Here is a 13867-nt window from a genome sequence, read left to right as displayed (position 1 = left end):
TAGTTTACTTACTCATGAACCTTCTATGAGTAAGTATTTTCACCATCTCAATATGAATATGTTTTATGTTTTATTTATCACGCAAAAAAAAAGAAGATCTACTCCAAAAGTAAATCTTCTTTTATTTATTGCCCATTATTCCATTCCAAAAGAATTCTATGATGTGTTCAGCCATTTCATCTATTGTAGAGAAAATTGAATTTTGATCTGTATCCTTATAATTTCCAACCTTTAAAATTGCTAAGAACAATTGGGTATAGAATGTTGGATTCCCTTTAGGTATTTCTCCATTTTCTATTGCCATTGTCATTGCTTTTTCGATCACATTATACATCATTTCTTCGGCGTTATTCATCTGTTGTAATTGCTCATCTGATAAAGAGACTTTCGCTTCTTTCGTAAAAGCTTTTAAATCAATTTCAAAAGTTGCTCTTAAATGGACTTTTACCATTTCGTTGAGATTTTCTTTTAACGATTTATCTGTAGATAAAATCTCAGCAATTCGATCACTTATTCGAAGCATCATTTGAACCATTGCATCCGTAAAGAGATCTGCTTTTGTTGGATAATAATAATAAACCGTTGCTTTGGTCACACCACACTTCTTAGCTACGTCATCCATTGAAACTAATTGATATCCGTTTTGAAGGAACAATTGGATTGCATTTTCAACGATTGTTGTTTTTGTAGGCTTTTTTTTTGAATCCTGCGGTGGTCTTCCAAGAGGCCGTTTAATTTGTTCCAATATGATTCTCTCCTAACCTTTTAATTCCCCTTCATTATAGCATAATAAAAGTTCTTGATTAATTAACTGACTAGTATATATAATTAAGTTGATAAATTTTACGTGAGGTGAATTCCATATGAAACAGCACCCCTTTCATTCTTGGGGCAAATTTGTAAGTAGTAAACGTTCAAGATGGATAACATTGTTGGTGTGGGTTTTATTAACGGTTGTATTATCATTTACTTTTCCATCTGTAAACAAGGTAGAAAACAATACTGCAGATAACTTACCTAAGCAATCCATGTCTCAAAAAGCGGATCAGCTAATAAAAAAAGAATTTCCAACTGATTCTGGAAATCCTTTATTAATTGTTTGGAACCGTAAAGACGGACTAAATGAGGACGATTACAAAGTCATTCAAACTGTTTATAAAGAACTTCGAAATAATCCATTAAAAAATCAATTAACAGCCCCGTCATATGATTTAATGCCTATTGAGGCAATTAAACGAAGTTCTTCGGAGGATCGTTCTACAATCATTACAGCTGTTCTTTTTGACAAAAAAGCAGACGATAAAGTACTACAAAAAAATATCAACTTAATAGAAAAAAAAATTAAAAATAATACTGGTGATGACCCAGTAAAACGAAAATTATCAGAATCTGGTCTAAAAGTCCGCTTTTCTGGCCCAGTTGGTATTCAAACAGACGCTGTAAGTTTATTTTCACAAGCCGATGTTAAACTTTTATTATCAACTGTATCACTTGTATTAGTTTTCTTAATCCTTCTATATCGTTCGCCAATTATGGCGATTGTCCCTTTAATAGTCGTTGGTTTCGCATATGGAATCGTAAATCCATTATTAGGTTTTTTAGGTGATAAAGGTATTATAACGGTGGATTCTCAAGCCGTTTCGATTATGACAGTTTTATTATTTGGTGCAGGTACTGATTATTGTTTATTTTTAATATCTAGATATCGTGAATATTTACTTTTGGAAGAAAACAAATATAAAGCACTTCAGCTCGCAATCAGAGAATCTAGTGGAGCTATCTCAATGAGTGCTTTAACAGTCGTTATTGGATTAGGTACACTCTTGTTAGCTCAATATGGTGCATTCCATCGCTTCGCAGTACCATTTAGTTTGGCAGTCCTTATTATGGGTATTGCTGCAATCACAATCCTACCTGCCCTACTTTCTATTTTTGGTAGAGTTTCATTTTTTCCTTTTATCCCAAGAACAGAGGAAATGGAAGCATTAAGAGCTAAGAAAAAAGGAAAATCAATTAAGAAATCAAAAATCAAAGTAACATTTAATCAAAAAATAGGAAAACTAGTTACTCATAAACCTTGGACAATTATTCTAGTCTCGATCATTCTTTTAGGAGGGCTAGCTCTATTTGTTCCTCGAGTACAATACACATACGATTTACTTCAATCATTTCCTAAAGATATGCCTTCAAGAGAAGGTTTTGATTTAATATCTGACCATTATTCATCAGGTTTATTAGCACCTGTTAAAGTAATAATCGATACAGAAGATAAAAATATCCCTGTAAAAAAAGAATTAGAATCAATTTCATTCGTAAAAGATGTGTCTGATCCTATTACAGGTAATGATAATAAAAAATTACAACTATATGAAATTTCATTAGTCGATAATCCATATTCTATTAAAGGGTTAGAGAGAATACCTCAATTAGAAAAGAAAATTAAGAAACTATTGAATGATTATGATATACAAAAAGTAGATCAGCATTACTGGATTGGTGGAGAAACAGTAACGAATTTAGATACAAAAAATATAACTGAGCGTGATGAATCCGTGATTATTCCGGTAATGATTGGATTAATTGCATTATTACTGTTAACTTATTTACGTTCCTTTACAGCGATGATTTACTTAATTCTAACCGTCATATTATCTTATCTTTCAGCATTAGGTGCTGGCTGGCTAATTCTTCATTATGGATTTGGGGCAAGCGCGATACAAGGTTCGATTCCATTATATTCCTTTGTATTTTTAGTAGCATTAGGTGAAGATTACAATATATTCATGGTTTCCGAGATATGGAAAAATAAAAAGAAACAAACACATCGCGAAGCAGTTTCAAATGGTGTCGCAAAAACCGGGGCTGTTATTTCATCTGCTGGATTAATCTTGGCCGGAACATTCCTAGTGTTAGCAACACTACCTATTCAAGTATTAGTTCAATTTGGTATTGTTACTTGTATTGGCGTATTAATTGATACATTCATCGTTCGTCCACTTTTAGTTCCAGCAATAACTACAGTATTAGGTAGATTTGCATATTGGCCAGGTGAACTTTCGAAAAAAGAGTATGCTTCAAAACAAGAAACGCAATTAGAAAAATAAACATAATTAAAACACCACAATGCATGATATAAGGAAATGATGCGTTATGGTGTTTTTCATTGGAACAATCTTTGTAATTACTTATTAGTTTGATTAAGCTGTTTCATCATCAAATTAATCAATAGATATAAGCCATATATACCTAAGTAAGCGCCAGAAATTAAAAAATAAATATTAAGAAATACAGCATGGATATTGGTCATAAAAACAACATCATGTTTTATAATTTCATAAATTGCTATTGCTGAAATTACCCCAAATACTACATAAGAAATGATTGCGATTAAATTAAAGATTGTGTTAAACATTCGATTAAATCTGGCTAATCCATTCATAATAATAGGAAAAAAAATAATTGAACAAATTATTAAAGTTTTCAAGTGGTTTACTTACTCCATTTTATTATTAAATTATGTTAATTTTATTCTTTACCAATTTAGATTAACTATCCAAATTGACCGTTCTTTTCATTCTCCCCCTAAAAATCACCAAATAGATACCAAAAAAGCTTGGTGACTAACCAAGCTTTTTTGGATAACCATATGAAAAAGGGGTGGGGAATTACATAAGGTTTTATGACACCATTTATCAATACGGGGTTATTAGTATTGAAAGCTATCATATTTAAATGATAATGATTATCAGTATCATTGTCAATGTTTTTACGTATATTATACTTATCTACTATAAATATTTCTCCATAATGACGTAATCTTTCCCATCTTTTATAAAAATTCCCTTTATTCTTTCTAGCATTACACCAAATTTTCTTCACGCCATTATTCTGAACGTGTCTTTACCATTAATCTGTAGTTGGGAGATTATTTTAATGTGGAAAATAGCAAATAAACATATTACCCGATTGTTTTAATCATGATAAAGTCTATTTGTTCTTCATCACCCATATAAAACGAGTGTGACCCATTGTGAACAAATCCCATTTTTTTATAAAATGCAATCGCATTTTCGTTTTTTTCCCATACGCCTAGCCAGATTTTCTTTTTATTAAGTTCCTCCGCAATTTCTAAGGCTTTATTATACAGAACTTTACCAAGCCCATGTTTTTGAAATTCCTTCTTTATATAAATTCTCTCGATTTCAAGTGATTCATCACCCATTTCTTCAGATTGGGCATCATCTATATTGACCTTTAAATATCCAGCGACGGTTTGATTAAAATGAATGAAAAAGAATTGTGAAGACTCATTTAACAATTCTTCTTCTATTTGATTTAAATTAAACGCTCTTTCTAAATAAGCATTCATATTTTCTAGCGTATTTTGATGCTTAAATGTCTCATTAAAGGTTTCATAACCGATTTGTTGAAGTTTGTATGAATCCTTAGAACTACACTTTGTTATATTGATCGTCATATTAATCCTTCTCTCCTCTTATCTAATCAATAATTTCTCTTGTTTCCCTTTTTTACAAATTCCCAGTCTTTTTCTACATTCTTTCTTACCTTTTGTAGAAGGTTAAAAATGGTTTCAACTTCTATTTCGGACAATCCCTCTAGTGCAACGATATTAGAATAATCGTTTTCTCTTTTTATAAATGGATAAACATTTTCCCCTTTTTCTGTTGCAAAGAGTTTTTTTATTTTTTTGTTTTCTTTATCCTCTTTCTTTTCAATAAATCCATTCATTTCAAGCTTTTTTATAGCACGCGCTGCTGTAGTTCGATCTACTTTTATCATCTCAGCCAATTTTTCTTGAATGATTCCTGGATTTTCAGCTATTCGCACTAGATATAAATACTGCCCTTTTGTAAGGTCATGCTCTTTAAATTCAATATTACTGATCGAATCTAGAGCCCTTGCAATCATTCCAATTTCACGAAGAATTTCCTTCATATCTAACTCCTTAGTATTATTTTTTGTTGTAAATGCAATAAAAATGATATATATTGAATTTAACTTATTTTTGTTGCATTTGCAATAAAATAAAAAAATTTAATTAAAGGGACTGATAAAAGTGATGAATACCAAAAAAATAATGAACGAAGAAGAGCTAAAGATAGCATTTGCAATAAGGAAAGATATATTTGTGAAAGAACAAGGTGTACCTCTAGATGATGAATTTGATCAATACGACAAATTAAATGGAGATTGCCAACACATATTAGTTCATTACAATGAACAACCAGTCGGAACAGGAAGAATTAGGTTTGTTGATGGAGTAGGTAAATTGGAAAGAATCTGTATCCTTGAGTCTTTCCGAAAATTTGGTCTTGGCAAAAACATTATTAAAGCTTTAGAAGAAATCGCGAAAGAACAAGGAGCTTCGAAAGTAAAATTGCATGGCCAAACACATGCAGAAGGTTTTTATAAAAAACTTGGTTATCGAACTTCCTCTGATGTCTTTATAGAAGATGGGATCCCTCATATTCTAATGCTAAAAGAATTAATTAAATGATAAAGCGATTAATTAAAGCGAAACATGTCTTTTACGTATTAGGAATTTTAATATTAACCTTAGGTATTTCAATCAATATACAATCTAACCTTGGAACTTCACCTTTTGATGCCCTTTTAGTAGGGTTATCCAAAAATGTGGGGTTGACTGTCGGAAGTTGGGAAATCTTCATTGCTCTACTACTAATATGTATAAATTCCTTTTTAAAAAAACAAAGACCAGAATTTTTAGGATTAGTAACTGCCTTTATTACGGGTATCGGTATAGATATGTGGCTTTATTTATTACACAATTTAGTAACGCCTGAAATTTGGTATAGCAAAACAGCTTTTTATAGTTTCGGATTAGTAATTTCAGGACTCGGAACTGCAACCTATTTACACACAAACTTTGCACCTATTCCAGTGGACCGATTAACATTAATCCTACAAGAATTAACTAGAACAAATATCTTTTTTTCGAAAACAATCATTTATCTCATTTTCTTAATAGCTGCATTCATTTCAAATGGACCAATCGGCATTGGTACGATCCTAACTGTTTGTTTTGGTGGGTTAATACTTAATTACTTTATGCCGATTACAAAAAAATTTTTAGACCGCGTATTATCTCAACATAGTACATCTTCTAACTTTGAAAAAGAGAAAAATCTTTCTATATAGAATGTACTAGATTACTTTTACTCATAAATCTACTGTCTCCGGAAACACTATCCTTGGAGGTGAAGCACATGAGTAAAAAATCATCTGGAAGAGGACAAAAAGCTCCAAGCGTAAATCCACAAGGATACGGAAAAGACGTAGAATTTTCAACCGAGCCTCAAAGTGAATTACAGAATTTAGCAAAAAAGGCGAACAAAAAATAAATTTTGCTACTACTAAAAACAACCAGAGTAATCCATAAAGGGTCTACACTGGTTGTTTTTTAATTAATCTATAAAGGCGGTTTCATACCAATTACGACTGTGGCGTCCAATTCAATATTATGTACTATCCCGGCTATTAGTCCACATTGAGTAAAGATTTCCACTGTTTGAGATGCCTGAATTTTGCTCGTCTCTATTAATAAATGCCCACCTGAAGCTAACCAGAGAGACGCATTTTCTGCCACTTTTCGATGAATATCATTTCCATCCTTACCACCATCAAGCGCCACTTTTGGCTCATATAGCCTTGCCTCCTGAGGGAGTGACTTTATTTCCTCAGTTGGAACATATGGTGCGTTCGCTACTATAATATCAACATTCCCAAGTAATTGAGGTGGCAATGGGTTATAAAGATCACCTTCATATACAAGACCTCCTAGTTTAGAAACATTGCACTTGGCACACTGGACTGCAATAGGATCAATATCGACCGCATACAACGAAACCAATCCCACAGCCTTGGAAATCGCTACACCCACTGCACCAGAACCACAACAAAGATCAACCACTTTGACACCAGATACAGATAAGTCAATCGCCTTTTGAGCAAGAAACTCTGTCCGACGGCGAGGAACGAAGACCCCTGGGACTACTTCAATCCTATTGCCATAAAACTCTGCCCAACCTAGGATATATTCTAATGGTGAGCCCGTTACTCGAAGATTTACCATTGTTAAAAGTTCTTCCAAATCATCAGCTTCAGAAATGAGAAGCTGGGCCTCTTCTTCCGCAAAAACGCAACCGGCGTTCCGAAGTTGCTCGATTAAACTTATTTTTATTTGTTCACTACTATAAATTTCATTTTGTTTTATTATTAATCCCACCCAATCTTTATAAAAGTTTATTATTGGGAGTTCGTTATATAATCTAAAATACCTTCTTCAACTTGGATACTAGTAGTTGGATATGGTCCTTTCTACTGAACATTTATAAAAACAAAAAAACCAGAATAACCCTCTATCGGGATATTCCGGTTTATTCATCTACTTTTCTTTTCATACTTTGTTTTGGTACACTGTAATAATATTTCTCGTTCACAGATAGCATTATGACATACTTGCCAGATGTTCCCCAAGACGTTCCTTTGTCTGTTCAGCTCCCGGAACAGCATAAGTTTTTACCTTTTCAAATACAGTAGCATCTTCTTCAAAAAATGAACTATAATGTAAGTTTCGTCTTACGATTAAGCTCCTCAAAGATTGCTGTCGCTAGAAAATGAGGAAACACCTCATGTTTGAAGACGATTTTCTCCAGTTGAACGACTTCGATAATAACGTTAGTGTTTGGAAAATCAACGCCATTAGGACTATGCATGATAAACTTCCAAGTACCTCCAGGTTTCATATCAAACGTTTGAAAAGTCGATGTAAATACATTAGGCCCCCACCACTTTGATAAGTGCTCCTCTTTCGTCCAAGCATCAAACACAAGTTCAAGTGGAGCATCAAATATGCGGGTGATTACAATCTCGTTTTTACGTACATGCGTTGTATTGTTGTGGTTCATTACCTTCCCTCCTTTATTCAATAAAATTAAGTTTATCCGCTAACAGTATAGAGTTATTCAACGTATAAACGGATAATCTCTTTATAAGACAACCAAATTCTATCGTAATGAAAAAAAGACTCCGATCTGGTACCAGATTCGATTTACACATAAACAAAACAAAAAGACTTAACCGTTGTATTCCTGTAAAAAACAGTTAACAATGTTTAAGTCTTTTTATAAATGATCTATTTTAGTTTATAATTAAATCTTTTTTCCAATTACTGTATGACTTTTTCTTTATTTTTTATATACACTATTACTTTTGGAATACTCAAACCTTGAATCAGCAATGAAAACACTACATTTGTATATACAATTAGCAAGATGTTTTCTCTATATGGAAAATCAGCTGGTAAAGTTAGTGCCAGTGCAATTGACAAAGCGCCTTTTAACCCACCCCAGTTAATAAGAAATTTTTCATTATTTGTAAAGGTTTTGATTTTTAGCAGACTAATATTTACTGCAATTGTTCTAGCAATTAATACGATCAATATCGTTATTAAAGAAACTTTCCAATTTGAAAATACATCTAATCGATAAACTACTAAACCAATTAGTAGGAATAAAATCGTATTTCCTACAAACGATACGATATCCCAAAAACTTGCGATGTAATCTTCGGTAACAGCGCTCATTCCAATTTTCTTGCCATAATTGCCAAATACAATGCCTCCAATTACAACTGCAATTACACCACTTCCATGAAAATGCTCCGATAAAAGATAGCATCCATAAAAAAGTAAGAAGGACACCATTGTTTCAAGAGGATAATTATCTACAAAACTAATCATGTATGAAGCTAAAAATCCTAAAAATAACCCTATAACTGTACCAATAAGAACAACCTTGAAAAATAATAAGATACCAGCCCCAATACCTGATAATCCCATGTTAATATAACTTAATAGGAATACTGTAGATATTTTAAAAAACACAACTGCTATTCCATCATTAAACAGGCTTTCCCCTTCTAAACTAGCCGCAATACTTTTCTTTACATTGTATATCTTAAACATTCCCATTACAGAAATAGGATCAGTTGCACACATAAGAGAAGCAATGGTGAAAGATACTACTACTGGTAACTTACAAATATAAATCAAAGCAACTGCAACAAGTACAAATGTTATGAATGTACCTAAAAGAGCTAAACTTAGAATTTCATTTTTATATTTTTTAATTTCTTTATATTCAAACTTCATCGAGGCCTCTCCAAGAAGCGAAGGTAAAAAAAGACCAAGAACAATCAATGAAAAAGTCTCGCTATTTGTAAATAGGTCGGCAATTTTATCTAAAAAATCAATATTCAAAAGGCCAATTACTAAACCAATAATGACTAGAAATATTGTATAAGGTTTATTAAATTTATTTGCAGCCAACCAAGATATCACACCAATTAAGAGTAATATTAAGAATTCTCCTATAATCACGTTTGAAACTTCTAACAATCCGTGTTCCATATAAAACTCCTTAGTCTCTCCCAAAAATCATCATGAAATGGAATTTAGTTATTTTCTTAACTATTTATCTGTTAAGCTAATTTACCATTATTAGGTTAATAACATTTTTACCAAATAAGGTAAATATATGTAGAAGTAAAAAAGGCATTTAAGTTCATTTACTTAAGTGTCCACTTCTTTGATTAACGATCAAAGTAATTAGAATAAGGAATCATTTAAACTGTTTATTAGAAATAGATATGCAGAAAATAACCTTGACCCGTTAACTATAGGCTTTGTTCTTTAGGAACTTTACAAAAGTATCTATATTTACGTATTATCTATTTCTTTTATGTAAAAATATAGTAAGAATAAAATTAAAGGTGAAGGTAATGATTGGAACAATTGAAGTCATAATTCGAACTCTTTCAGCATTTATTTTACTTATTTGTATTACCCACTTACTAGGAAAACAAACTATTTCAAAAATGACTTACCATGACTATATTACTTCTATTACAATAGGTTCTATTGCAGGTAATTTAGCGTTTAATACTTCTATAAGATTTAGTAACTTTATAACTGCATTAATCATTCTGAGCACGTTTATTTTCCTTGCTACGTTAGTTTCATTAAAAAATAAAAAAGCTAGAGCAATATTTAATGGAGAACCTACTGTTGTTATACAAGATGGAAAGATCCTTGAAGAAAACATAGAAAAACTAAAAGTTACTATGGATTCATTCAATCAAGCACTAAGAAGGAGAGATATATTTGATATAGATGAGGTAGAATTCGCTATTTTTGAACCTGATGGCCATTTATCTATATTAAAGAAACCGTTATATCGTTTTGTAACTAGAGAAGATTTAGGAATTTCTAGTCCTTCCCAATCAGATTTCCCAATTGAAATCATTATGGATGGTCAAATTATTGATAAAAACATTACTCAAAACAATTTAACAAAGACTTGGATTTTTACTGAAATTGAGAGACGAGGTTTGAAATTAGCTGATGTTTCATATTGTGTTCGCGGAACAAATAGTCAACTGTATTTTGATTTGTACAAAGATCAGATTCATTCACCAGTTGATATAGAAGAATGAAAAAAATCGGTAACCTCATTTGAGATTACCGATTTTTAGTCATTTTTTAAATTTATTTAGACCAAGAGCTTCTAAAACATCATCTAATGTTTTGTCCTTATATTTCTTAACTGGTTTTTTGAGCGTTATCATTCCATTGCATTTTGATGTGAAAGTGAAACCGGTGTTAAAGTAGTACTTATAAGTCCTGTTGTTAATGCTAGTGTTGTAACATTTCTAAACATTTTCTTTTTCATCTACTAACCTACTTTCTTTTCTCAAGATAGATTCATTATATTGAGAGTTGGCACGATTGATATTTTGAATAATTCATTTAATTAAAACCTTTTTGTATTTTTCTGCTTTTCATTGGAAAATTATACAAAAAAACCAGAAATATCCTCTATGACATTTCTGGTTTTTCACTTGTTATTCTAATTTTTGTTATTAGTAAATGAAGAGTGGACTGCAAATAAAATCTGAAAATCGCAAATAAAATTAAAAGTTACCCCTACCGGTTAAGGTATTACGACCTAACACTTGTACGATGGTAGATACTTTCAAAGGGTGAACTTGCAAATAGGCTCTATATTGAATGTAAACTAGTTAAAAATCTGCTAATTGAAAAGATCGAAAATAACAACTTAAAATGAAAAGGGCTAATAAAATACCTCCCACTAGCACTAATGCATTCTATATTATTATGACAATCAAAAATAGGGCTCTCACGTGTCAGTTAATCTGACCTATGAGATAGCCCTTTTCTTTATTTATAATCATTCAATTTCTTAATCTGACCAATGAATATGTTTTTCTATTTTACAAACAATATACGACAGGAGGTGGAATATTATTGGAAACGGAACAAACAATTACAATTTCAAAGGACATTACTAGTAATTTAGAAAAACTAAAAGAAGAGTTTTCTAATGTTTTTGATTTTAAAACTAGAAAGATTACTTTCAATAATAGACCACTATGTATTGCTTTTATTGATACAATCTCGAATAAAGATATTATAAATGAAAAAATTATTAAAGTACTTTTAAATATAAAAAATGGAAATATCATGACAGATCTACCTGTTTCAACTATTTCGTCAACTAATTGTTTGAACGAAATACAAGAGGCTCTTACGAATGGAAATACGGTTTTGTTGGTTGATGGTTCAAACGAAGCTTTTATCATAGAGACTGCCTTATTCGAAGTGAGATCGACAAGTGAGCCTACAAATGAAAAAGTTGTTTCAGGTTCTCATGATGGTTTTGTTGAGAGTCTTAATAAAAATATTAATTTTCTAAGAAGTAGAATTAGAAGCACTGATTTTAAAATAGAAGTTTTACCAATTGGAGATCCTGGTACCAATGTTGGAATTTTATATTTAGATAATATCGTAAATAAAGATATTTTAGAAACTGTTAAAGTCCGTATTAACTCTATTCAACTTGAAAATAACTTAACAACCGGTAAGTTAGAAGAATTTATAGAGGATAGTTCACTTTCACCATTTCCACAAATTCTAGAAACGGAGCGTCCTGACCGAGTTATTTCTAATTTATTTGACGGAAAAATTTGCGTAATAGTTGAAGGAAGTCCAACGGTTTCAATTATGCCAGCTTCTTTTTTTACGTTTTTCCAAACTCCCGATGACTATAATGGTAGAGCTTTAATAGGGACTTTTTTAAGGATTATTAGGCTATTTAGTTTTTTTCTATGTATAACTTTACCTGCAGTATACATATCTATTGTTTCATTTAGCTATGAAATTCTCCCATATGAATTAGTTACTACTATTCAAAACAGTATCGAATTTGTACCATTTTCTCCGTTTGTCGAAGCAATCATTATGCAATTGATATTGGAATTATTAAGAGAAGCATCTATTCGACTTCCAAGTCCAATTGCACAAACAATCGGGATTGTTGGAGGACTCGTGATTGGAACAGCTATAGTAGAGGCAAATTTAGTATCAAATACAATGATAGTCGTTCTAGCTATAACAGCAGTTGCATCATTTGTTGTTCCTGTTCATGAAATGAGTTTTTCACTTCGATTATTAAGCTTTCCAATGATTATTTTGGCATCTATTTATGGATTTGTAGGTATTATATTCGGTTTAATGCTTATTTTTATACATATGGTTAAACTCGAGTCCTTTGGTTCTCCATATTTTTCACCTCTTGCACCGATTCGATTAAAAGATTTAAAGGATGCTTTAATTAGAGTACCCAATTGGAAAATGAAGACTCGACCGACAAATGCACGTCCTATTGATACCATTCAATCAAATGATACGAAAGGGTGGAAAAAATGATAATTAAGCAAAATGAGACTATTTCATCCTTTCAATTATTTTTTTATTTGGTAATCTCCCAATTAAACGTTGCAATATTAACGTTACCAATGCATTTATATCAAGAAAGTGCTTATGATGGATGGATTTCTTTATTACTTTCTTGCCTATATTCGATCTGTACTGTAATTCTATATTCATTTTTACTTAAGCGGTTTCCGAATTTAACAATTTTTGAAATTTGTTCGTATTTTTTTGGAAAATGGCTTGGTGGAATATTGAAAATTGGTTATATTTTATATTTTATTTTTATAGCTTATTTAATTAATCAATTCTATCTATTTATATTTAGTAAATGGGTTTTTCCAAACTCACCATCTTGGAGTATTTTACTTCTTTTATTTATAATTGGAATCTATCTAGGGAAAGAAAATATTCGAACTACGACTCGATTTTTCCAGTTATCTTTTTGGACATTTTTAATCATTTTTATTTTTAGTGTAGAAGCATTTCAACAAGTGGAATGGAAATTTTTACTCCCGGTTACTCAAGCTAATTTTGCCCAAATAGTAAAAGGAAGCTATAAGTCTTATGTTTTCTTACATGGTTTTGAGTGCCTTTTAGTTCTCTACCCATTTGTAAATAGCGCTCATAGGAAAACAATAAAAAGTACTATTTTATCTACAATATTTATTACAATGATCAATCTATTTACTGTCGTTTTATGCTTCATATTCTTTAGTAAAAAGGAAATGCGTTTAATTCCAGAACCGACAATTTATTTATTTAAAACCCTAACTTTATTTAAAGAACTAGAGCGACTAGATTTACTATTTCTTTCAGTTTGGTTTTTCATAATTGCCTCTTCCTATGTATCTTATTTAAATTTGGCTAATATCGGAATCTCGAATTTAATAAGAAAAAATAGAATCTATTCTACTCTTACAATTTGCTTTCTTATCTTTTTAGTAGGTAATTTAGTACCAACTTCAAAAGGATTAATAGATATATTATTAAAAATTTTATCTATTTCTAGCTTTATTTTTATCGTTTTAATTC

General features: G+C 31.1%; 12 protein-coding genes and 1 pseudogene. 7 read left to right on the top strand and 6 right to left on the bottom strand.

Annotation, left to right across the window (positions count from 1 at the left end; translation table 11 throughout):
* Positions 1–121: 121 nt before the first annotated feature.
* Positions 122–745 carry a TetR/AcrR family transcriptional regulator gene (locus CN514_RS03625; protein ID WP_098231423.1) on the bottom strand — a complete coding sequence of 208 codons (624 nt, stop codon included), beginning with the start codon at positions 743–745 and terminating at the stop codon, positions 122–124.
* A gap of 118 nt (positions 746–863) precedes the next feature.
* Between CN514_RS03625 and CN514_RS03620 the strand changes: the two genes are divergently transcribed.
* Positions 864–3104 carry an MMPL family transporter gene (locus tag CN514_RS03620; protein ID WP_098231422.1) on the top strand — a complete coding sequence of 747 codons (2241 nt, stop codon included), beginning with the start codon at positions 864–866 and terminating at the stop codon, positions 3102–3104.
* Positions 3105–3958: 854 nt separating this feature from the next.
* Here CN514_RS03620 and paiA read toward each other — a convergent pair.
* Positions 3959–4477: a spermidine/spermine N(1)-acetyltransferase gene (paiA, locus tag CN514_RS03605; RefSeq protein ID WP_098231419.1), complete on the bottom strand. Its 519-nt coding sequence runs from the start codon at positions 4475–4477 to the stop codon at positions 3959–3961.
* 26 nt (positions 4478–4503) lie between these two features.
* Positions 4504–4956: a MarR family winged helix-turn-helix transcriptional regulator gene (locus CN514_RS03600; protein ID WP_098231418.1), complete on the bottom strand. Its 453-nt coding sequence runs from the start codon at positions 4954–4956 to the stop codon at positions 4504–4506.
* Between the two features lie 124 nt (positions 4957–5080).
* Between CN514_RS03600 and CN514_RS03595 the strand changes: the two genes are divergently transcribed.
* The 3 genes from CN514_RS03595 (at position 5081) to CN514_RS03585 (ending at position 6383) form a co-directional block, all read left to right on the top strand.
* Positions 5081–5518, top strand: coding sequence for a GNAT family N-acetyltransferase (locus CN514_RS03595; RefSeq protein ID WP_098231425.1), 438 nt, complete (start codon positions 5081–5083; stop codon positions 5516–5518).
* Positions 5515–6180, top strand: a complete 666-nt coding sequence (locus CN514_RS03590; protein ID WP_098231417.1) for a YczE/YyaS/YitT family protein — start codon at positions 5515–5517, stop codon at positions 6178–6180. Before CN514_RS03595 ends, CN514_RS03590 begins: the two co-directional genes overlap by 4 nt.
* Before the next feature lie 68 nt (positions 6181–6248).
* Positions 6249–6383: a small, acid-soluble spore protein L gene (locus tag CN514_RS03585; protein WP_098231416.1), complete on the top strand. Its 135-nt coding sequence runs from the start codon at positions 6249–6251 to the stop codon at positions 6381–6383.
* Positions 6384–6451: 68 nt separating this feature from the next.
* Here CN514_RS03585 and CN514_RS03580 read toward each other — a convergent pair whose 3' ends face one another.
* From CN514_RS03580 to CN514_RS03570, 3 genes and pseudogenes are all read right to left on the bottom strand, one after another.
* On the bottom strand, positions 6452–7267 hold the full coding sequence (locus CN514_RS03580; RefSeq protein ID WP_286141556.1) for a putative protein N(5)-glutamine methyltransferase: 816 nt from the start codon (positions 7265–7267) through the stop codon (positions 6452–6454).
* A 222-nt stretch (positions 7268–7489) separates the two neighbouring features.
* Positions 7490–7949 (bottom strand): annotated as a pseudogene (locus CN514_RS03575) (SRPBCC family protein).
* Between the two features lie 260 nt (positions 7950–8209).
* Positions 8210–9451 (bottom strand): cation:proton antiporter, encoded by a 1242-nt coding sequence (locus CN514_RS03570; RefSeq protein WP_098231415.1) that lies wholly within the window; start codon positions 9449–9451, stop codon positions 8210–8212.
* Between the two features lie 371 nt (positions 9452–9822).
* Here CN514_RS03570 and CN514_RS03565 point away from each other — a divergent pair, with 371 nt between their 5' ends.
* The 3 genes from CN514_RS03565 to CN514_RS03555 all read left to right on the top strand — a co-directional run.
* The gene (locus tag CN514_RS03565; protein WP_098231414.1) at positions 9823–10536 is read left to right on the top strand and encodes a DUF421 domain-containing protein; all 714 of its coding nucleotides are present in this window, start codon (positions 9823–9825) and stop codon (positions 10534–10536) included.
* An 832-nt stretch (positions 10537–11368) separates the two neighbouring features.
* The gene (locus CN514_RS03560; RefSeq protein ID WP_176525780.1) at positions 11369–12829 is read left to right on the top strand and encodes a spore germination protein; all 1461 of its coding nucleotides are present in this window, start codon (positions 11369–11371) and stop codon (positions 12827–12829) included.
* On the top strand, positions 12826–13867 hold a 1042-nt coding region (locus CN514_RS03555; protein WP_141529292.1), incomplete at its 3' end, for a GerAB/ArcD/ProY family transporter. The genes CN514_RS03560 and CN514_RS03555, both read left to right, overlap by 4 nt.

The sequence above is a fragment of the Bacillus sp. AFS001701 genome (assembly GCF_002559405.1).
Lineage (GTDB): Bacteria > Bacillota > Bacilli > Bacillales > Bacillaceae_G > Gottfriedia.
This window is presented reverse-complemented; position numbering and strand designations above follow the sequence as displayed.

Excerpts from the sequence above, each read along its gene's own strand:
- CN514_RS03585 (WP_098231416.1), top strand. The coding sequence starts at position 6,249 with ATGAGTAAAAAATCATCTGGAAGAGGACAAAAAGCTCCAAGCGTAAAT.
- CN514_RS03595 (WP_098231425.1), top strand. The coding sequence starts at position 5,081 with ATGAATACCAAAAAAATAATGAACGAAGAAGAGCTAAAGATAGCATTT.
- CN514_RS03590 (WP_098231417.1), top strand. The coding sequence starts at position 5,515 with ATGATAAAGCGATTAATTAAAGCGAAACATGTCTTTTACGTATTAGGA.
- CN514_RS03620 (WP_098231422.1), top strand. The coding sequence starts at position 864 with ATGAAACAGCACCCCTTTCATTCTTGGGGCAAATTTGTAAGTAGTAAA.
- paiA (WP_098231419.1), bottom strand. The coding sequence starts at position 4,477 with ATGACGATCAATATAACAAAGTGTAGTTCTAAGGATTCATACAAACTT.
- CN514_RS03565 (WP_098231414.1), top strand. The coding sequence starts at position 9,823 with ATGATTGGAACAATTGAAGTCATAATTCGAACTCTTTCAGCATTTATT.
- CN514_RS03600 (WP_098231418.1), bottom strand. The coding sequence starts at position 4,956 with ATGAAGGAAATTCTTCGTGAAATTGGAATGATTGCAAGGGCTCTAGAT.
- CN514_RS03570 (WP_098231415.1), bottom strand. The coding sequence starts at position 9,451 with ATGGAACACGGATTGTTAGAAGTTTCAAACGTGATTATAGGAGAATTC.